The organism is Wolbachia endosymbiont (group A) of Lasioglossum fulvicorne, assembly GCF_964028605.1.
GTDB lineage: Bacteria > Pseudomonadota > Alphaproteobacteria > Rickettsiales > Anaplasmataceae > Wolbachia.
Genome location: NZ_OZ034798.1, coordinates 74601 through 93560, shown reverse-complemented (window position 1 = coordinate 93560; position 18960 = coordinate 74601). Strand labels below are relative to the sequence as shown.

The 18960-nt window shown below is 36.3% G+C and carries 13 protein-coding genes and 9 pseudogenes; 8 read left to right on the top strand and 14 right to left on the bottom strand.

The window, feature by feature from the left end:
• Positions 1–49: 49 nt before the first annotated feature.
• From ABWU71_RS00475 to ABWU71_RS00460, 4 genes and pseudogenes are all read right to left on the bottom strand, one after another.
• Positions 50–640, bottom strand: a complete 591-nt coding sequence (locus ABWU71_RS00475) for a CvpA family protein (protein WP_353284515.1) — start codon at positions 638–640, stop codon at positions 50–52.
• A gap of 57 nt (positions 641–697) precedes the next feature.
• A complete protein-coding gene (locus ABWU71_RS00470) occupies positions 698–1294 on the bottom strand; it encodes a riboflavin synthase (protein ID WP_353284948.1) in 597 nt (198 codons plus the stop codon).
• Between the two features lie 465 nt (positions 1295–1759).
• A pseudogene (locus ABWU71_RS00465) lies at positions 1760–2812 on the bottom strand (hypothetical protein); the annotation flags it as partial.
• Positions 2813–2937: 125 nt separating this feature from the next.
• Positions 2938–3249: pseudogene (locus ABWU71_RS00460) on the bottom strand (transposase); the annotation flags it as partial.
• Between the two features lie 66 nt (positions 3250–3315).
• Between ABWU71_RS00460 and ABWU71_RS00455 the strand changes: the two are divergent.
• Positions 3316–4175, top strand: a protein-coding gene (locus ABWU71_RS00455) for an IS630 family transposase (RefSeq protein ID WP_353284076.1) whose coding sequence is annotated in 2 segments (ribosomal slippage) — positions 3316–3640 and positions 3640–4175 — 861 coding nt in all. Because the reading frame shifts where the segments join, the coding sequence is not laid out codon by codon here.
• A 27-nt stretch (positions 4176–4202) separates the two neighbouring features.
• On the opposite strand, the pseudogene ABWU71_RS00450 reads toward ABWU71_RS00455, so the two are convergent.
• Together ABWU71_RS00450 and ABWU71_RS00445 are read right to left on the bottom strand one after the other, a co-directional pair.
• A pseudogene (locus tag ABWU71_RS00450) lies at positions 4203–4656 on the bottom strand (IS5 family transposase); the annotation flags it as partial.
• Between the two features lie 60 nt (positions 4657–4716).
• Positions 4717–5022, bottom strand: a pseudogene (locus tag ABWU71_RS00445) (IS630 transposase-related protein); the annotation flags it as partial.
• A 524-nt stretch (positions 5023–5546) separates the two neighbouring features.
• Here ABWU71_RS00445 and pheS point away from each other — a divergent pair.
• Together pheS and glmU are read left to right on the top strand one after the other, a co-directional pair.
• Positions 5547–6590, top strand: coding sequence for a phenylalanine--tRNA ligase subunit alpha (gene pheS, locus ABWU71_RS00440; RefSeq protein WP_265036547.1), 1044 nt, complete (start codon positions 5547–5549; stop codon positions 6588–6590).
• A complete protein-coding gene (gene glmU / locus ABWU71_RS00435) occupies positions 6591–7883 on the top strand; it encodes a bifunctional UDP-N-acetylglucosamine diphosphorylase/glucosamine-1-phosphate N-acetyltransferase GlmU (protein ID WP_353284514.1) in 1293 nt (430 codons plus the stop codon).
• A gap of 611 nt (positions 7884–8494) precedes the next feature.
• Here glmU and ABWU71_RS00430 read toward each other — a convergent pair.
• Positions 8495–8941: pseudogene (locus tag ABWU71_RS00430) on the bottom strand (IS630 family transposase); the annotation flags it as partial.
• A gap of 59 nt (positions 8942–9000) precedes the next feature.
• Between ABWU71_RS00430 and ABWU71_RS00425 the strand changes: the two are divergent.
• A protein-coding gene (locus tag ABWU71_RS00425) for an IS630 family transposase (protein ID WP_353284076.1) occupies positions 9001–9860 on the top strand; the annotation gives its coding sequence in 2 pieces (ribosomal slippage) (positions 9001–9325 and positions 9325–9860; 861 coding nt in all).
• A gap of 28 nt (positions 9861–9888) precedes the next feature.
• Here the strand turns inward: ABWU71_RS00425 and ABWU71_RS00420 are convergent.
• Both ABWU71_RS00420 and ABWU71_RS00415 read right to left on the bottom strand, forming a co-directional pair.
• Positions 9889–10360 (bottom strand): annotated as a pseudogene (locus ABWU71_RS00420) (IS5 family transposase); the annotation flags it as partial.
• A gap of 73 nt (positions 10361–10433) precedes the next feature.
• Positions 10434–11226 (bottom strand): IS5 family transposase gene (locus ABWU71_RS00415; RefSeq protein ID WP_265023453.1). Its coding sequence is split into 2 segments (ribosomal slippage): positions 10434–10961 and positions 10963–11226, totalling 792 coding nucleotides; the frame shifts between segments, so codons are not numbered across the junction.
• A 58-nt stretch (positions 11227–11284) separates the two neighbouring features.
• Between ABWU71_RS00415 and ABWU71_RS00410 the strand changes: the two are divergent.
• Positions 11285–11608, top strand: a pseudogene (locus ABWU71_RS00410) (phage tail tube protein); the annotation flags it as partial.
• A 65-nt stretch (positions 11609–11673) separates the two neighbouring features.
• Positions 11674–12459, top strand: coding sequence for a hypothetical protein (locus ABWU71_RS00405; RefSeq protein ID WP_353284513.1), 786 nt, complete (start codon positions 11674–11676; stop codon positions 12457–12459).
• Between the two features lie 543 nt (positions 12460–13002).
• Here the strand turns inward: ABWU71_RS00405 and ABWU71_RS00400 are convergent.
• A protein-coding gene (locus ABWU71_RS00400; RefSeq protein ID WP_353284076.1) for an IS630 family transposase occupies positions 13003–13862 on the bottom strand; the annotation gives its coding sequence in 2 pieces (ribosomal slippage) (positions 13003–13538 and positions 13538–13862; 861 coding nt in all).
• Positions 13863–14343: 481 nt separating this feature from the next.
• Between ABWU71_RS00400 and ABWU71_RS00395 the strand changes: the two genes are divergently transcribed.
• Positions 14344–15136, top strand: a protein-coding gene (locus ABWU71_RS00395) for an IS5 family transposase (RefSeq protein ID WP_265023453.1) whose coding sequence is annotated in 2 segments (ribosomal slippage) — positions 14344–14607 and positions 14609–15136 — 792 coding nt in all. Because the reading frame shifts where the segments join, the coding sequence is not laid out codon by codon here.
• Between the two features lie 6 nt (positions 15137–15142).
• Here the strand turns inward: ABWU71_RS00395 and ABWU71_RS00390 are convergent.
• Positions 15143–15448, bottom strand: a pseudogene (locus ABWU71_RS00390) (IS630 transposase-related protein); the annotation flags it as partial.
• 55 nt (positions 15449–15503) lie between these two features.
• On the opposite strand from ABWU71_RS00390, the pseudogene ABWU71_RS00385 reads away from it, so the two are divergent.
• Positions 15504–15815, top strand: a pseudogene (locus ABWU71_RS00385) (transposase); the annotation flags it as partial.
• A gap of 622 nt (positions 15816–16437) precedes the next feature.
• Here ABWU71_RS00385 and ABWU71_RS00380 read toward each other — a convergent pair.
• The 3 genes from ABWU71_RS00380 to ABWU71_RS00370 form a co-directional block, all read right to left on the bottom strand.
• On the bottom strand, positions 16438–17016 hold the full coding sequence (locus ABWU71_RS00380; protein ID WP_353284512.1) for an RlmE family RNA methyltransferase: 579 nt from the start codon (positions 17014–17016) through the stop codon (positions 16438–16440).
• A gap of 76 nt (positions 17017–17092) precedes the next feature.
• Positions 17093–17668 (bottom strand): PopZ family protein, encoded by a 576-nt coding sequence (locus tag ABWU71_RS00375; protein ID WP_353284511.1) that lies wholly within the window; start codon positions 17666–17668, stop codon positions 17093–17095.
• A gap of 19 nt (positions 17669–17687) precedes the next feature.
• Entirely contained in the window at positions 17688–18923 is a 1236-nt protein-coding gene (locus ABWU71_RS00370) for a TolC family protein (RefSeq protein WP_353284510.1), read from the bottom strand.
• Positions 18924–18960: the final 37 nt, after the last annotated feature.

Genomic DNA, 18960 nt, shown 5'->3' with positions numbered 1-18960 from the left:
ACATATGGCTTTTTGAATACTCCCAATGAAAATATTTATAAATAAATATTTACTCTTCTTTTTTATTGTTTTTAGGTTTTTCTTGATCAACCATTTCTCCACCGATCTCTTTTATTTTTAGTATCAACGACTCTGGTACATACATGTCAATTACTTCTTCTGCTGTCACAAATAAAGCCTGATAAGAGTGTGAATTTATTATCCAATTAGGCAATATGTCTTCTGCTTCTATTTTAGACTCTCCCTCTTTTTTGTCATATACTGTGTAGCAATATAAGTGCACAGCAAAAAATAATACATAAGAGAGCAATATTCCTTTAAGCACTCCGAGAAAGATTCCAGTAACTCTATCGATAAACCCCAACCTTATGGGCGATAATATGTACATTAGCCAGTTATTTATTATCATGAATATAAGATTAAGTATAATAAATACAGAGATTGTAGAAAGTATGTTTAGTGTAACTTTAGAATCAAAATATTTACTATAATTTGGAGTGAAAAAATCATAGTGATTAGCTGTCAGAAAGACCGATAAAAATAGAAACATTAGTGCGCATAGCTCTTTTATAAAGCCTCTAGTTACCGAGATTATTACACATAGAACAACAATGAAGATAATTAAGCTATCGAAAAGCATGTTTTATATCTATATGGTTTTCAAGATATAATAGTTGTAAATAACAAGGTTGTAAAATTAATTGTATTTATGCTGTATCAATTGATCTAAATACCTAGCGATCATGTCAATTTCTAAATTCAAATAATCATTTACTTTGTTGTACTGAAAAGTTGTATTTTCCCATGTATAGGGAGTGATATTTACTGTAAATTCCTGATTAATAACTGAATTCACTGTGAGGGAAACCCCATCTAGTGTAACGGAGCCTTTTTTTGCAACAAATTTAATTAATTCTTGTGGGCACGATAGTTTGATTTCATGAGAATCCAAATTTTGATTAATTGTTAAAATTCTTACTATCCCATCAACATGACCCTGAACCAGGTGGCCATCGATCTTATCGCTTAATCTCATTGCTTGTTCGAGATTTATTTTTTTTCCTATTCTCCACGTATTTAAGTTAGCAACCTTCATAGTTTCTTGAGACGCTTGGACTGTAAATGTATCGCTCATTATATCAACAACAGTTAAACACACACCAGAGCAAGCTATTGAATCTCCTTTATTTATAGAGGATAAATTTTGTATCTTGATATGGAAAATTTGATCAGAGTTGGAGTGAGTGGTAGTATCAGTTATAGTCCCGATATCCGTGATAATTCCTTTAAACATATGATAAAAATAAATAATTTGTATCTGTTCAGACGCATGGCTAATGTACAAATATTGAAACAAAAATTCCAGTGCTTCCTTTCTTGTCATCCCAGTGCTTGACACTGGGATCCAGCTTTTTCATAATCATCAAAACGTTGTATTTTAACATAAAACGGCTACTTTTATGCTTACCAACTTAATAAAATTCCTGGATCCCAGTGTCAAGCACTGGGATGACACCATTTGTTGTAAACTCACTTTTACTCTATGGTTATACTACCTTGCCGCTATCCTGAACGCGCGCGCGCGGATACAATAATTTTACCATGAAAAATTTTTTACAACAACTTATTTCTATTTTGTTATAGCTAAAGTAATTCTGGTTTACCGACAATTTAAAAAACGACAAATTCGTCATCCCGCTACTTGTTAGCGGGATCTAGAGATACCGTGACGGTATGACGCAGGAAAACTGAGTCTGCACTAGCTATAGGTGCGAGAAAGGGGATCGTTTTCACTTACTTGCTTAATAGATTCTATACAATATTCAGAATATATAAAGCGAGCTAAATTCAAAATACACAGCGCGATTAATATTGGTAACCCTATGTTCAATGCTAACCCAATACTTTCCCTTTTTTCTGGTGGCACTAATCCTTTTAACATTGATACTTTTCCTAATGGAAAATGCCATAAGCAAAGTGTTGATGCAGATGCTACTATTATAAATAGACAAAAATAAGCCTTTTTTGAGGAAAATACAGTTTTTAACGTTGATTTGAGTGTAATGTTAGTAGGTGTAGCTTCATTTGTTGCTGGTGAAGGATCTTTAATTGGTAAAGGGTTTGTAGACTTATGAGGAGTATTTTTATGTTGCGTAGGAGGTTGTTGTATGTAAACACCTGAAACTAATTTGAGCAATTGCTCTTTTTTTTTATATACTTGCTTTTGTAGATACTCTTTTGGAAAAGAAGACTTGCCAGCTAGTTGTGGTATTTCTAGTATTTCTAATACTTCTAACATCTCACCTGACTCTAATATTTCATGTAATTGTTTATCTTGAAAATAAACAATATTGAATATTGAGTTAAAAACATTGCGAAATGTTTCTGGATCTTGATTTTTGTATCCACTCATCACTTCAACAAATATTTCATTGAGTTTTTTTCCCCTGCGCTCAATCTGGTTATCTACCATAGCTACTCTAGCATCATTTTGTGCTTGTTTTATGGCTAATTGTTTTTCTTTCTCTGATAGTTCTTTGGTCTGCTTTTTTGACTTCTTTTTTCTGTTAGCTTTAAAATACTCTGTGTGCGAAGTAGTTTGACCTACATTCTGTTCTGCTTCTTGAGGTATTAGATTTCCTATACTACTTGTCATCCAAGTAGCTTGACTACTTGGATCCATGTTTCTTTTTTCCTGGTCAAGCGCTGGAATGACACCAAATGGTATATTGTTGCTCTGTATAGAAAGTTTTGGTGTTCTTAAAAGGGATAACCTTATTACATCATTAAAAAAATTAGATAAGGGAAGGAAGATTCTATATTTTGGTATATTAGCTTTTATTGCAGCAGTAACCACTGGAGCTTTACAATTTACTTTGCTTGCTACGTTAAAGCCAAACGAGCCTGTATAGCATTTCTCATAATAGTCCGAACAGGTCATAGGAAGGCAGAATCAACAGCACGACGAAAGGATTCGAATAGAGGAATGTTTTTCCTAGCTCTGTTTTTTATAGCAAACCAATGATGCTCAATTTTGTTGAAATCTGGAGAATACGGCGGCAGATACAAAATTTCTGCACCAACTCCTCTAGCAAGCTCGATAATCTTACCAGACTTATGAAAAGTAGCATTGTCAAGAATGACAGTCTGTCCAGGTTCCAAGATCGGTGTCAAAAATTGCTCAAACCATCCATTAAAAACATCCATATTACAGTGGCCTTCAAAGGTTAATGGAGCAACTATCTTTCTTCTATAGCTCTTTTCATAGAAGTCCGGATGTGATAAGATAAGGATAGACGATGATAAGGAGTTTGAGTGCCAGCAGCATATAGTTATGACTTAAGGAAAAAAGCAATGGAAGCGCTAGAGGAGGGAGGAAGCAGAGAAACAGTGGCAGCAAGATTTAAAATTGGACGAACTACTTTATGGGAGTGGCAGCAAAGAAGAAAAGAAACAGGAGACTTTCAATCAAAAAAACTTGGAAATGGAGGTTACAATCACAAAATTACCGACTGGGATGCCTTTGCTAAATTTGCCAGAGAAAACGGAGGAAAGACTCTGTCGGAAATGGCTAAACTTTGGGGCAACGTTAGTATCCAAACGATCCACCGAGCTCTCAGAAAAATTGGATTTACGCGCAAAAAAAGACATATGGATACAAGGAAAGAAACGAAGAAAAACGTGCTGAATTCTTAAAAATTATAGCAACAAAAGAACCAGAAAACTTAGTTTATATAGATGAGTCTGGCATTGATAACACAGAGGACTATCCATATGGGTATTGCCAGAAAGGACAGCGGTTTTATGGCCTAAAATCTGGAAAGAAAACTCAACGAATCAGTATGGTTGCAGCCTTAAGTAGAAGAAAGATAGTTGCTCCATTAACCTTTGAAGGCCACTGTAATATGGATGTTTTTAATGGATGGTTTGAGCAATTTTTGACACCGATCTTGGAACCTGGACAGACTGTCATTCTTGACAATGCTACTTTTCATAAGTCTGGTAAGATTATCGAGCTTGCTAGAGGAGTTGGTGCAGAAATTTTGTATCTGCCGCCGTATTCTCCAGATTTCAACAAAATTGAGCATCATTGGTTTGCTATAAAAAACAGAGCTAGGAAAAACATTCCTCTATTCGAATCCTTTCGTCGTGCTGTTGATTCTGCCTTCCTATGACCTGTTCGGACTATTATAAGAAATGCTATAAATTGCATGGGGCAAACCTTGCGTATCTACTGCAATATGGCGTTTTATTCCTGAAATCTTTTTGCCTGCATCATAGCCTTTTTCTTCAGCAGTATCTGCATTTTTTACACTCTGTGCATCAATTATGCAGAAGCTGGTTTTTTCTTTCCGACCATTGTTTTGTCGGACCACGCCAACTATTTTTTTTTAACACCAGCTCCAGAACACTTTCTTTATCTGCATCTGGTTTTTCACTCCACTTCTTAAAATAGTCGTAACAATTGCGCCATTTTGGAAACTCTTTTGGTAGCATTCTCCACTGACAACCGCTTTTCAGAACGTATAACACTCCACAAAATACATCATACAAATCAAGTTTCCTTGGTTTTGTTTTTTTTCTACAGGACTCTAGATCTGGTAACATAATCTCAAATCTTTCCCGACTTATATCACTTGGGTATAAACTCCTCATATATCCTAACTTATATATATTATCTCTTAGTTTATTCTTTTCTTGAGATCATGTACAGGTTCTGAGAGCTCGGTGGATCGTTTGGATACTAAAGTTGCCCCAAAGTTTAGCCATTTCCGACAGAGTCTTTCCTCCGTTTTCTCTGGCAAATTTAGCAAAGGCATCCCAGTCGGTAATTTTGTGATTGTAACCTCCATTTCCAAGTTTTTTTGATTGAAAGTCTCCTGTTTCTTTTCTTCTTTGCTGCCACTCCCATAAAGTAGTTCGTCCAATTTTAAATCTTGCTGCCACTGTTTCTCTGCTTCCTCCCTCCTCTAGCGCTTCCATTGCTTTTTTCCTTAAGTCATAACTATATGCTGCTGGCACTCAACCTACTTATCATCGTCTATCCTTATCTTGTCACATCCGGACTTCTATGAAAAGAGCTATATTATATAATTCACTGCTTTCTTTGGGCACTTTTATGTTGACTGTAAAATTTTTTTCCCGGGAAAGGCAGATTTTGAAAAAATCAATTAAAGATTTTATTTGAAATGGTCTTGTATTAAAGGTGTTTTTATCTGTTGCTGTTAGCTCAAATGAGAATTCTTGTATATTACTTTCAATACTTCTCGAGCGAATAGTGCTGATCTTAATTGTTTCGCTAGAAAATGCTTTACTTATGTTTTTGGATCTTTCCTTAAAGAACTTAGGTGAATCCTCTATTTTGTACTTATTATCAGTTTCAATGTCACTGTTGTGCATGGTTGATACAGCAAATTCATCAACACAAAGGTAAATAAAAAAAAATAATTGGTCAATAAATTAATAATTAGGATAGGGCAGTTTTTCAGATTGTTGATGATATTTAAAATTTAACTATAATGAAAGTTTAAGCCAGCGTTTTTAAGATGAATAAAGAGCTACTGAATGAAATACCTTCACTTGAAGATAAAGCGGTCTCTGAAATTGAGAATGCTTCTTCTTTACAAGATTTAGAAAAAGTTAGGTTATCATATTTGGGAAAAAAGGGTGTAATTAAAGCTTATTTTGACAACTTAAAAGAGATAGAAGACGCAGGAAAAAAGCGCAATTTAGGCGAAGTTATCAACGTTTTACGTAATAAGCTAGATCAGCTTATAATGAATAAGGAGAATATACTAAAAGCCGAAGAAGTTAACTTTAAATTGCAGAACGAGGCAGTTGATATCACGTTGCCTGCGAGGCCAGAAAAAATTGGCAAGGTCCATCCACTCAGTAAGGTTCTAAATGAAGTAAAGCTTATTTTTGCACATATGGGTTTTAAAGCAGTTGATGGTCCTGACATTGAAGATGAATTTCATGTATTTGATGCACTGAATACTCCAAGTCATCATCCTGCACGAGAGGAGCAAGATACCTTCTACTTAAAGAATAAAATAGATGATAAAAGAATGGTACTGCGCACTCACACCTCATCTGTACAGATTAGAACCATGGAAAAAACAAAAAAATTCCCAATTAAAATAGTAGCCGCAGGTAGAGTATACAGAAACGACTTTGATGCAACTCACACCCCTATGTTCCATCAAATAGAGGGGTTATATGTCAATGAGAATGTCAATATGGGCCAGTTAAAATTTACTATTCATCACTTCCTTAATAAGTTCTTTGGCGATAAAGGGCTGAAGATACGTTTTCGTAATAGTTTTTTCCCTTTTACCGAGCCTTCTGCAGAAGTGGACATAAGTTATAAAGGTAGTAAATGGATAGAAGTACTGGGATGCGGTATGACGCATCCAAATGTATTTCAAAATGTTGGAATAGACCATACTAAATACAACGGTTTTGCGTTTGGCATTGGTATAGAAAGGCTTGCGATGCTAAAATATCAAATTAGCGATTTAAGGAGCTTTTATGACAACAAAATCAGCTGGCTTGATCATTATGGTTTTCATTTTTCATCTTTAAGATAAGTGATAAGTAAAACTCATACGTTCGTTATACTTGCTGCAGGGCATGGCAGGCGGATGAATTCAGATTTGCCTAAGGTCCTACACAAAATAGGCAATTTTTCCATGCTCCAGCATGTCATTTACAATGCAAAACAGCTAAATCCTGAAAACATAGCTGTTGTAGTTGATCTGCCTTTAATTGAAAGACTAAAGTGCTTTAAGGATATACAGTTGATTACACAAGAATTAACACTTGGCACTGGAGATGCGGTCAAAACTGCGATGAGAAACCTAAGAGAATTGCCAGATTCAAGCATAGTTGTTGTGCAGTATGGAGATACTCCGCTCATAAAAAGCAGCACAATAACTAAAATGATTAGTTGCTTAGAAGGCAAGGCTCTAGTTTGCCTAGGTTTTAGGACAAGCAATAAAGAATATGGTAGGTTAATTATTGAGAATGGTTCCTTAAGAGAAATCGTAGAAGCAAAGAGTGATAAAAATAATCATGAAGAGTTTCTTGCCAATGCTGGAATAATGGTTGCATATGCAAAGAATTTACGTGAATTGGTGGAGAAAATAGAGTGCAATAGCTCAACTCATGAATATTATTTGACTGATATAGTTTCTATTGCAGTGAAGAGTAATTTAAATGTCGGTTACGTTATTACGGGTGGAGAAGAAGCAACTGGAATAAATAACAGAAATGACCTTATAAAAGCTGAATTTTACTTTCAAGAAAATAAAAGAAAAGTTTTTACCGACTCCGGAGTAACGCTTGTTGCACCAGAGACTGTTTTCTTTTCTCTTGATACGCAAATTGCCAGAGATTCAGTTATTTACCCATATGTTTTTTTCGGCACTGGGGTGAAAATAGAGTCTGGTGCGAAAATACTGCCATTTTCGCATTTAGAAAACTGCTTAATTAAAAGTAATGCTGAGGTCGGTCCATTTACCAGAATACGCGGAAACACAACAATTGGTAATAAGGCAAAAATAGGAAATTTTGTGGAAGTGAAAACAAGTGAAATTGGTCAAAACACTAGAATAAAACACTTAAGTTATATAGGAAATACTAAAGTAGGGCAGAAGAGTAATATAGGAGCAGGCACTATTGTTTGTAATTATGATGGGAAAAATAAACATGAAACGAATATAGGGAGCAATTGCTTTGTTGGCGCCAATAGCTCACTAATTGCGCCACTTAATATTCATGATGAATCTGTAATTGCAGCAGGTAGTGTTATAGTTGAGGATGTACCAGAAAAAAGCCTTGCAATAGCAAGAGAAAAACAGGTGATTAAGAGAATAAAGTAATTCGCTGTAATTATATTAGACTTCTTGCATTACCTCCCAGGCCACAACTGTCATTCAATAGAAACAAAAAAAATTGCTTTACAAACTTCGCCAGCCCCATTATTATAGTATTAAGGGTATTTTTGGCTCAAAACTTGTTTTTGATCTGCGCAGGTTCAATGACAAAATTCAGTAAAAAACTCAGGGTATCTTTTGGCGGATTACATAAAATTATAGCTGCTGCATGTCTTTTAAATTTTTTCTACATTCAGCCAAACCGCGCTTAAACTAAGCGTCAGCACATTATTATAGCGCCAATTTAAAGTATTAGAGGGTCAAAACCAGCACCACGGGGTTTCTTTTGCCTTTTTTTTCATTTGGTAAATTTCTTAAATATTTATGGCTAAACGACAACCGTCATCCCTCTGCTTGTTAGCGGGATCTAGAGATACCGCGAATGAATCGCGGTATGACGAGGGAGAACATTTGCTACTTGTTAGCGGCTAAGAGATACCGCGAATGAATCGCGGTATGAAGGTTAAGTATCCCGCTACGTGTTAGCGGATGAGATACCGCGAATGAATCGCAGTATGACGTAGAGTTATAGCATTTCTCATAATAGTCCGAACAGGTCATAGGAAGGCAGAATCAACAGCACGACGAAAGGATTCGAATAGAGGAATGTTTTTCCTAGCTCTGTTTTTTATAGCAAACCAATGATGCTCAATTTTGTTGAAATCTGGAGAATACGGCGGCAGATACAAAATTTCTGCACCAACTCCTCTAGCAAGCTCGATAATCTTACCAGACTTATGAAAAGTAGCATTGTCAAGAATGACAGTCTGTCCAGGTTCCAAGATCGGTGTCAAAAATTGCTCAAACCATCCATTAAAAACATCCATATTACACTGGCCTTCAAAGGTTAATGGAGCAACTATCTTTCTTCTACTTAAGGCTGCAACCATACTGATTCGTTGAGTTTTCTTCCCAGATTTTAGGCCATAAAACCGCTGTCCTTTCTGGCAATACCCATATGGATAGTCCTCTGTGTTATCAATGCCAGACTCATCTATATATAGCTCTTTTCATAGAAGTCCGGATGTGATAAGATAAGGATAGACGATGATAAGGAGGTTGAGTGCCAGCAGCATATAGTTATGACTTAAGGAAAAAAGCAATGGAAGCGCTAGAGGAGGGAGGAAGCAGAGAAACAGTGGCAGCAAGATTTAAAATTGGACGAACTACTTTATGGGAGTGGCAGCAAAGAAGAAAAGAAACAGGAGACTTTCAATCAAAAAAACTTGGAAATGGAGGTTACAATCACAAAATTACCGACTGGGATGCCTTTGCTAAATTTGCCAGAGAAAATGGAGGAAAGACTCTGTCGGAAATGGCTAAACTTTGGGGCAACGTTAGTATCCAAACGATCCACCGAGCTCTCAGAAAAATTGGATTTACGCGCAAAAAAAGACATATGGATACAAGGAAAGAAACGAAGAAAAACGTGCTGAATTCTTAAAAATTATAGCAACAAAAGAACCAGAAAACTTAGTTTATATAGATGAGTCTGGCATTGATAACACAGAGGACTATCCATATGGGTATTGCCAGAAAGGACAGCGGTTTTATGGCCTAAAATCTGGAAAGAAAACTCAACGAATCAGTATGGTTGCAGCCTTAAGTAGAAGAAAGATAGTTGCTCCATTAACCTTTGAAGGCCACTGTAATATGGATGTTTTTAATGGATGGTTTGAGCAATTTTTGACACCGATCTTGGAACCTGGACAGACTGTCATTCTTGACAATGCTACTTTTCATAAGTCTGGTAAGATTATCGAGCTTGCTAGAGGAGTTGGTGCAGAAATTTTGTATCTGCCGCCGTATTCTCCAGATTTCAACAAAATTGAGCATCATTGGTTTGCTATAAAAAACAGAGCTAGGAAAAACATTCCTCTATTCGAATCCTTTCGTCGTGCTGTTGATTCTGCCTTCCTATGACCTGTTCGGACTATTATAAGAAATGCTATATCTCTGCTGTTGTTATATAAATTGCATGGGGCAAACCTTGCGTATCTACTGCAATATGGCGTTTTATTCCTGAAATCTTTTTGCCTGCATCATAGCCTTTTTCTTCAGCAGTATCTGCATTTTTTACACTCTGTGCATCAATTATGCAGAAGCTGGTTTTTTCTTTCCGACCATTGTTTTGTCGGACCACGCCAACTATTTTTTTTTAACACCAGCTCCAGAACACTTTCTTTATCTGCATCTGGTTTTTCACTCCACTTCTTAAAATAGTCGTAACAATTGCGCCATTTTGGAAACTCTTTTGGTAGCATTCTCCACTGACAACCGCTTTTCAGAACGTATAACACTCCACAAAATACATCATACAAATCAAGTTTTCTTGGTTTTGTTTTTTTCCTACAGGACTCTAGATCTGGTAACATAATCTCAAATCTTTCCCGACTTATATCACTTGGGTATAAACTCCTCATATATCCTAACTTATATATATTATCTCTTAGTTTATTCCTTTCTTGAGATCATGTACAGGTTCTAAGAGCCTGTTCATAATCTTTTCAGAAGTAAGGCAGTGAAAGCCAGAACGACCATTTGTAGGCTAGTATTGAGTTTTCGCTCACAATTTTTCCACAATCTTCTACATTTTTCTAACCAAGCAAAAGATCGCTCCACAACCCATCTTTTGGGCAATACAACAAAGGAATGTAATTCATTTCTTTTTATCACTTCAACGGTTGCACCAATAATCGTTTTTATTTGAGTTGCAAAATTCTCTCCAGTATAGCCTGCATCAACCAGTACATTTTTAACTCCCGAGAGGTTTTCTTTTGCATTTTCGACCATTCTCACAGCACTGCTACGGTCAGTTATCTCTGCTGTTGTTATATAAATTGCATGGGGCAAACCTTGCGTATCTACTGCAATATGGCGTTTTATTCCTGAAATCTTTTTGCCTGCATCATAGCCTTTTTCTTCAGCAGTATCTGCATTTTTTACACTCTGTGCATCAATTATGCAGAAGCTGGTTTTTTCTTTCCGACCATTGTTTTGTCGGACCACGCCAACTATTTTTTTTTAACACCAGCTCCAGAACACTTTCTTTATCTGCATCTGGTTTTTCACTCCACTTCTTAAAATAGTCGTAACAATTGCGCCATTTTGGAAACTCTTTTGGTAGCATTCTCCACTGACAACCGCTTTTCAGAACGTATAACACTCCACAAAATACATCATACAAATCAAGTTTTCTTGGTTTTGTTTTTTTTCTACAGGACTCTAGATCTGGTAACATAATCTCAAATCTTTCCCGACTTATATCACTTGGGTATAAACTCCTCATATATCCTAACTTATATATATTATCTCTTAGTTTATTCCTTTCTTGAGATCATGTACAGGTTCTAAGGTTTACTTTGCGTAATAACAGAGAAGAGGTGAAAGATATTTCTTCTTTTGGCTGGAGAAAAGTATTGGATTCTGCTGGAAGCAGACACATTACGATAAAAATTAATGGAATTTTAGACTCTGTATTAGCTGATGAATTATTACGTAATTCTGCTATGCTAAACTCTAATAATGATTATGAAATTAGTTTTAATGCTAAGGAAAAGATAAGGCTTAGGTGTTCAGTTGAATTGTATGAGAGGTATTATGATCCTGTTACTTTTGACAGCTTTACTGTCGTTTTAGCTAGCGCTGAAGTTGTAAACGCTTTTCATTAATGTTAATTTAATTTTTTCATATACAATAGTAACTGGTGAGAATTTTAACTAAATTAAAAAAAATCATGAACGATAAAGACCTTTTCGAGGAAGACGGTGATGATATTGAAGAAAATAACGATGATAAAAGAGAGAAAAGTTTAGAAAATGAAAATCAGCAAAATCAAGAAGAACAACATAAAGAGGAAGATAAGCAATACATAATACAGTATATTCAAGACTATTTGAAAGTTTTTGAGGATATTCTAAATCAGATCGACGAAGGAATTGACAATTTAGATAGTTACGAAAGGACTATGCAAATAAAGCGAAGCATAGACAGGCTCATAGAGACTTTATATAGTCAGGCTGCGTCTGAAGATATTGATGCAGAATTTGAAACCACAAAGCATACTCGCGATAAATCAGAATCTATGAAAAGAGTTAGAGAGAAGAGAAGAAAGCAAGTGATAGAAGAAGTATTAAGTAGCATGTTTGCCCAGCAACAAAAGGAGCTAATGAACGCTAAACACTTAAGTCATGGACATGAAACAGCAAAAGATGGGGATGTCCACGAAGCAAAGGAAAAAGTGAAGTCTTCAATCAGGGGAGTGTTGTTTTCGGTGATTGCTCATAGGATGGATCCAAGAAGGAGGGCAGGGGAAACTGCTGACGGTAACGAAAAGCAAGCTCATATATATGGCAGGGAAGCAGTTGGTGGAGCTTTAGGTGCATTGTTAAAAACGTTTTTAACAGCAGTTATTGCCGTTGTGCGCGAAATTGCTAAACCACTTCAGAAACAGGAAACATCTTTTGCAAAACAAGTTGAAGAAAGCAGAAACGCAGATTCACAAAAGGGTCGATCTGTGTAGGTTTCTCCTTGTAATAATCTTTCGATTCTACTGTCTGTTAATTCAAATTAGGGTTATAAAATTTTAGAAGCCAGCTCTTGTATAACCAATTTATAGCAAGAAATTACGATACAAAAATCAGCGTCCGTTAGAAAATAAACATAACACAGGGTGGTAGAGTTGCCCCTATCCATAAGCGTCAGTTAAGCTCAAAATTGTAAGCTTAAAATATGATTGAATAATTATTAATAATAGTATATAATTATTAACGTTTTTCAGGCATTTTTGTTATGGGTGCGCCAAGTAAGCGTTTAGAATACAGTTGGTGAAAATCCAACTTAGGCAAAGTCTAGCCAACAGCCTAGAACAGACCATTATGCTGCGTGAGGTAACGAGCGTAGTAAAGCTAATGGAATGGACAATATAGGGTGCAATGAAAATGAAGGTATTGAGTCCCGAAATAAAAATAAAGTGATGGAGGTCGACATTTTCCATAAAATGGAAGGCAGTATGGAGGGTAACAATAAGGCAAGTTATAGCATTTCTCATAATAGTCCGAACAGGTCATAGGAAGGCAGAATCAACAGCACGACGAAAGGATTCGAATAGAGGAATGTTTTTCCTAGCTCTGTTTTTTATAGCAAACCAATGATGCTCAATTTTGTTGAAATCTGGAGAATACGGCGGCAGATACAAAATTTCTGCACCAACTCCTCTAGCAAGCTCGATAATCTTACCAGACTTATGAAAAGTAGCATTGTCAAGAATGACAGTCTGTCCAGGTTCCAAGATCGGTGTCAAAAATTGCTCAAACCATCCATTAAAAACATCCATATTACAGTGGCCTTCAAAGGTTAATGGAGCAACTATCTTTCTTCTACTTAAGGCTGCAACCATACTGATTCGTTGAGTTTTCTTTCCAGATTTTAGGCCATAAAACCGCTGTCCTTTCTGGCAATACCCATATGGATAGTCCTCTGTGTTATCAATGCCAGACTCATCTATATAAACTAAGTTTTCTGGTTCTTTTGTTGCTATAATTTTTAAGAATTCAGCACGTTTTTCTTCGTTTCTTTCCTTGTATCCATATGTCTTTTTTTGCGCGTAAATCCAATTTTTCTGAGAGCTCGGTGGATCGTTTGGATACTAACGTTGCCCCAAAGTTTAGCCATTTCCGACAGAGTCTTTCCTCCGTTTTCTCTGGCAAATTTAGCAAAGGCATCCCAGTCGGTGATTTTGTGATTGTAACCTCCATTTCCAAGTTTTTTTGATTGAAAGTCTCCTGTTTCTTTTCTTCTTTGCTGCCACTCCCATAAAGTAGTTCGTCCAATTTTAAATCTTGCTGCCACTGTTTCTCTGCTTCCTCCCTCCTCTAGCGCTTCCATTGCTTTTTTCCTTAAGTCATAACTATATGCTGCTGGCACTCAACCTCCTTATCATCGTCTATCCTTATCTTATCACATCCGGACTTCTATGAAAAGAGCTATATCACTCACTCTATCGGGATCAGAGGCCGTGTCATGTATTGAAATGGATTCTAAATGAACTTGGGAGATCCTTTGTATTCCTACTAAGGTACGCTGGAACAAGTCAACAAAGGCGAGGACTAACGGAAGATGCAAAGGAAGTCGGACTTTGATAGTACTCAGAGTGTCACATACAAGGGGAAGCGGTCAGCAATATAGCAACTGGAATAGGGATTGCAATACTGATACAACAGAGATTGGAGGAATATGCAAGAAAAACTAAACCAGATAGCGGTAAGAGCGAAGCAAGATAAGCGGGTAAAATTTACATCGCTAATACACCTTATCAATGAGGAGAATCTTGCAGAGTGTTATAAGAACCTGTACATGATCTCAAGAAAGGAATAAACTAAGAGATAATATATATAAGTTAGGATATATGAGGAGTTTATACCCAAGTGATATAAGTCGGGAAAGATTTGAGATTATGTTACCAGATCTAGAGTCCTGTAGAAAAAAAACAAAACCAAGGAAACTTGATTTGTATGATGTATTTTGTGGAGTGTTATACGTTCTGAAAAGCGGTTGTCAGTGGAGAATGCTACCAAAAGAGTTTCCAAAATGGCGCAATTGTTACGACTATTTTAAGAAGTGGAGTGAAAAACCAGATGCAGATAAAGAAAGTGTTCTGGAGCTGGTGTTAAAAAAAAATAGTTGGCGTGGTCCGACAAAACAATGGTCGGAAAGAAAAAACCAGCTTCTGCATAATTGATGCACAGAGTGTAAAAAATGCAGATACTGCTGAAGAAAAAGGCTATGATGCAGGCAAAAAGATTTCAGGAATAAAACGCCATATTGCAGTAGATACGCAAGGTTTGCCCCATGCAATTTATATAACAACAGCAGAGATAACTGACCGTAGCAGTGCTGTGAGAATGGTCGAAAATGCAAAAGAAAACCTCTCGGGAGTTAAAAATGTACTGGTTGATGCAGGCTATACTGGAGAGAATTTTGCAACTCAAATAAAAACGATTATTGGTGCAACCGTTGAAGTGATAAAAAGAAATGAATTACATTCCTTTGTTGTATTGCCCAAAAGATGGGTTGTGGAGCGATCTTTTGCTTGGTTAGAAAAATGTAGAAGATTGTGGAAAAATTGTGAGCGAAAACTCAATACTAGCCTACAAATGGTCGTTCTGGCTTTCACTGCCTTACTTCTGAAAAGATTATGAACAGGCTCTGAGAGCTCGGTGGATCGTTTGGATACTAACGTTGCCCCAAAGTTTAGCCATTTCCGACAGAGTCTTTCCTCCGTTTTCTCTGGCAAATTTAGCAAAGGCATCCCAGTCGGTGATTTTGTGATTGTAACCTCCATTTCCAAGTTTTTTTGATTGAAAGTCTCCTGTTTCTTTTCTTCTTTGCTGCCACTCCCATAAAGTAGTTCGTCCAATTTTAAATCTTGCTGCCACTGTTTCTCTGCTTCCTCCCTCCTCTAGCGCTTCCATTGCTTTTTTCCTTAAGTCATAACTATATGCTGCTGGCACTCAACCTCCTTATCATCGTCTATCCTTATCTTATCACATCCGGACTTCTATGAAAAGAGCTATAGTTGCTCCATTAACCTTTGAAGGCCACTGTAATATGGATGTTTTTAATGGATGGTTTGAGCAATTTTTGACACCGATCTTGGAACCTGGACAGACTGTCATTCTTGACAATGCTACTTTTCATAAGTCTGGTAAGATTATCGAGCTTGCTAGAGGAGTTGGTGCAGAAATTTTGTATCTGCCGCCGTATTCTCCAGATTTCAACAAAATTGAGCATCATTGGTTTGCTATAAAAAACAGAGCTAGGAAAAACATTCCTCTATTCGAATCCTTTCATCGTGCTGTTGATTCTGCCTTCCTATGACCTGTTCGGACTATTATGAGAAATGCTATAGCTCTGTACGAACATTGTCTACCAGATCCAAGTGGCTGACACTGGTTCCTTTATGATGGTGTCATCCCAGTGCCCAGACACTGGGATCCAGCCTTTCTGCAATCTCATCGAAAACGTTGTAACCACTTTCTATGATAGTTTGCTTGTGAGCAAGCAAACTTTCCTGGATCCCAGTGTCTGGGCACTGGGATGACAAAGGAGAGCAGTGTCAAGCACTGGAATGACACCATTTTCGGTCTCTTAAATTGCTTTAGCCACAAACATTAAAAAATTTACCAAATGAAAAAAAAGGCATAGAAAACCCGCAGTAGCTAGTTATTCACTCTCTATTTTAAAATTTGACGTTGGGTGATGTCTTGAACGCTTTGTAAGCGCGTTTCAGCTTATATAGGTAAAAACCTAGAAATTTGATAAAGACATAAGGTACACATAGTGCAAAAAATTAAGCATAGTACGCCAAATACAAGTTTTCTTGTCGTTTTAATCTGCACAGATTGGGAAGTTAAATAAAATAGCTTCAGTTTCATGATAAGGGAGCTGGCGGAGTTTGTCAAGGAAGTTTTTTCTTTTCTGCGGGCTACCTGGATTAATATTATATAGAAAGTCTGCTGCCAATAAAGCCTAAACTTACCAAATACATTTCTGTAGATTCAGATCTACTTGACTTTGGTTTAAAGTATTTTACTGTTTTAAACATTTTTTTTAGCTCGTTACAAAAATCTTTATCAGATTCTCCTTGGAAAATTTTTACTACAAACGTGCCACCATGACTCAAGAAATGCTTTGCAAAATTGAGCGCTGCCTCACATAAAAGCATAATTCTGATATGATCCAACGATTTTAAACCACAAGATTCGGGGGCCATGTCAGATAAAATTACATCAAATTTTTGATCCTTGAATTTTTCTCTTAAAACTTCAAGCCCATTGATAATATCGCATTGTATAAACTCTACTCCATCAATTGCGTTCATTGGTTTTATGTCAAGAGCAACCACATTTGCACCTTTCTGAGACGCGACTTGTGACCATCCACCAGGAAAAGCACCAAGATCAATAATTTTTTGCCCTTCTTGGAATAATTTAAATTTGTTATCCATTTCTACCAGCTTATATGCTGAGCGTGACCTATAACCATCCTTGCTAGTTTTTTGCACATACTGATCATTCAAATGACGATGTAGCCACCTTGTTGAAGATAGTTTTCTGCCTCTAGCCGTCTTTACTCTAGTTTTTATTGCTAATACCCTACTTATTATTGATTATATCTTTAAGCTCTTTTTCAACTACTTCTTTTACCAGTGCATGTAGATATTTATTTAGCCATTCTGAGAGCTGAGGTTTTAAAAGAGATGTAACTAACTCTTCAACAGTAAGGTTCGCTTTTTTTTGTTGTTTATGCTGCAATTCGTTTTGCATTTTTCCAAGCAACGCTTTGATCTCTTCCATATTCTCTTTTAAGATTAGATGATCGTTATTTTGCGCTTGTAAGCCGCTATTGCTCGCTTTGTTATCACTCATTTGGATATTATCGTACAAATAAATATCTTTTTTTTCTTCTGAATTGTAGCTATGGCCATTAAATTGGTTATTGTTGCAAGCCATTTCCTCGCTTTGGTTATCATTATCAATGTCCTCTTTTTCACTATTTTCTTTTTTGCCATCTTCTTCCATGTCTTCTGGATACTCTTCCTCAAGGTATGACACATTATCATTTTCATCCTTTATTTCTGCTTTATCGTTACTCGCGTTTTTACCAGATATAGCTTTTTTTATATCTTCTAGGATATCTTTTACAGATTGATTGCCTTGTTCATCATGCATAGTGCTAACACCATTAAATTTAGAGGTTTATACTATTTATCATAAAAAGCAAGTTGTAAACACTAATCACATAATTGCTTTTTGCTTCAACTAAGTCTGAACGTGCTTTAAATAATGCATCTTCAGTGTCCAAAAGGTCAGATGTACTCTTTAAATTTAAGTTGACCTCTTGCTCAACTCCTTCCAATGCTAGAGATGCTGCTTTTTCCGCTTCTTGACTTGCTTTGATAATGGCCTTTGCTGTCAACACATTATTCCAAGCATTTACAACTGCTTGTTCTATATTTTTTACCGTTTCATAATAATCGTAGGTAGATTTTTTTGCATCCATTTTAGCTTTACTGACACCAAAAGCATTAATTCCCCTTTTAAAGATTGGAACATCAAGAGTAAAAACTACATGAACATTTTCTAATGGGTTGTCTAACTTTATACCATCCTTCCCAAAATTTTTGCTTGCGCTTAGATTTAAAGAAGGAAGCCACTTGGAGCTTTCAGCAATCACTTCCATTCCGGCTGCTCTTTTTTGATAAACTGCTGCTTTTAAAGATAAATTATTGGTTTTTGCTAACTGTAAACATTCATTTAGCTCTGGAACAGAAGGTAGTTTATCATTAGCTTCAGAAAGGTCATCAGCATCTTCGCCAATTAAATGATAATAAGCAATATTTGCCAACTTTAATTTACCTTCAGCATCAACTCTTTCGGATATGGAAGACGAGAATTTTGCTTTTGCTAACGAAACTTCAGCATTGGTTACCTCTCCAAGGGAAAAGCGTTTTTTCATAGCTGACAAATGTTCCAAAGAAACGCGTTCTTTATGTTCTCTGAGCTTTAATATTTCTGTCTTTTGTAAAACACCAACATATGCTTTCACAGCATTAAGTGCAAGCTCTTGTTTAAACTGTTGAAATCGCATCTTTTCTGCTTTGAGAAGATAACTTGATCGACTGAATGTGGCAAAGGTGCCACCTCCATCTATTATCCTTTGGCTTAATATCAGGCGTTTTCCAGGTAAATTAGGTTGATTATAAAGATTAAAATTACTATCAAAATTGTACTGCAAACTAATGTCAGGTAAAAATCCAGCTAACCCAGAGGATTTATAGTGTTTTTCTGCGCTTTTATATTGGTAAAATTGAGACTTTATTTTTGAGCTATTTTTGATGGCTTTGCTTATCACTTCTCCCACATCGGTTGCATAGCAACTTATAGTACTAAAAATGATCGCAAGTGTGATAATCAATCGAAACATCCTAATTCCTACGCATATTGGTTGCGCAGCTCAATTA

Coding starts and splice junctions, on each gene's coding strand:
- ABWU71_RS00370 (WP_353284510.1), bottom strand. CDS start 18,923: ATGTTTCGATTGATTATCACACTTGCGATCATTTTTAGTACTATAAGT.
- ABWU71_RS00470 (WP_353284948.1), bottom strand. CDS start 1,294: ATGTTTAAAGGAATTATCACGGATATCGGGACTATAACTGATACTACC.
- ABWU71_RS00375 (WP_353284511.1), bottom strand. CDS start 17,668: ATGCATGATGAACAAGGCAATCAATCTGTAAAAGATATCCTAGAAGAT.
- ABWU71_RS00405 (WP_353284513.1), top strand. CDS start 11,674: ATGAACGATAAAGACCTTTTCGAGGAAGACGGTGATGATATTGAAGAA.
- pheS (WP_265036547.1), top strand. CDS start 5,547: ATGAATAAAGAGCTACTGAATGAAATACCTTCACTTGAAGATAAAGCG.
- ABWU71_RS00475 (WP_353284515.1), bottom strand. CDS start 640: ATGCTTTTCGATAGCTTAATTATCTTCATTGTTGTTCTATGTGTAATA.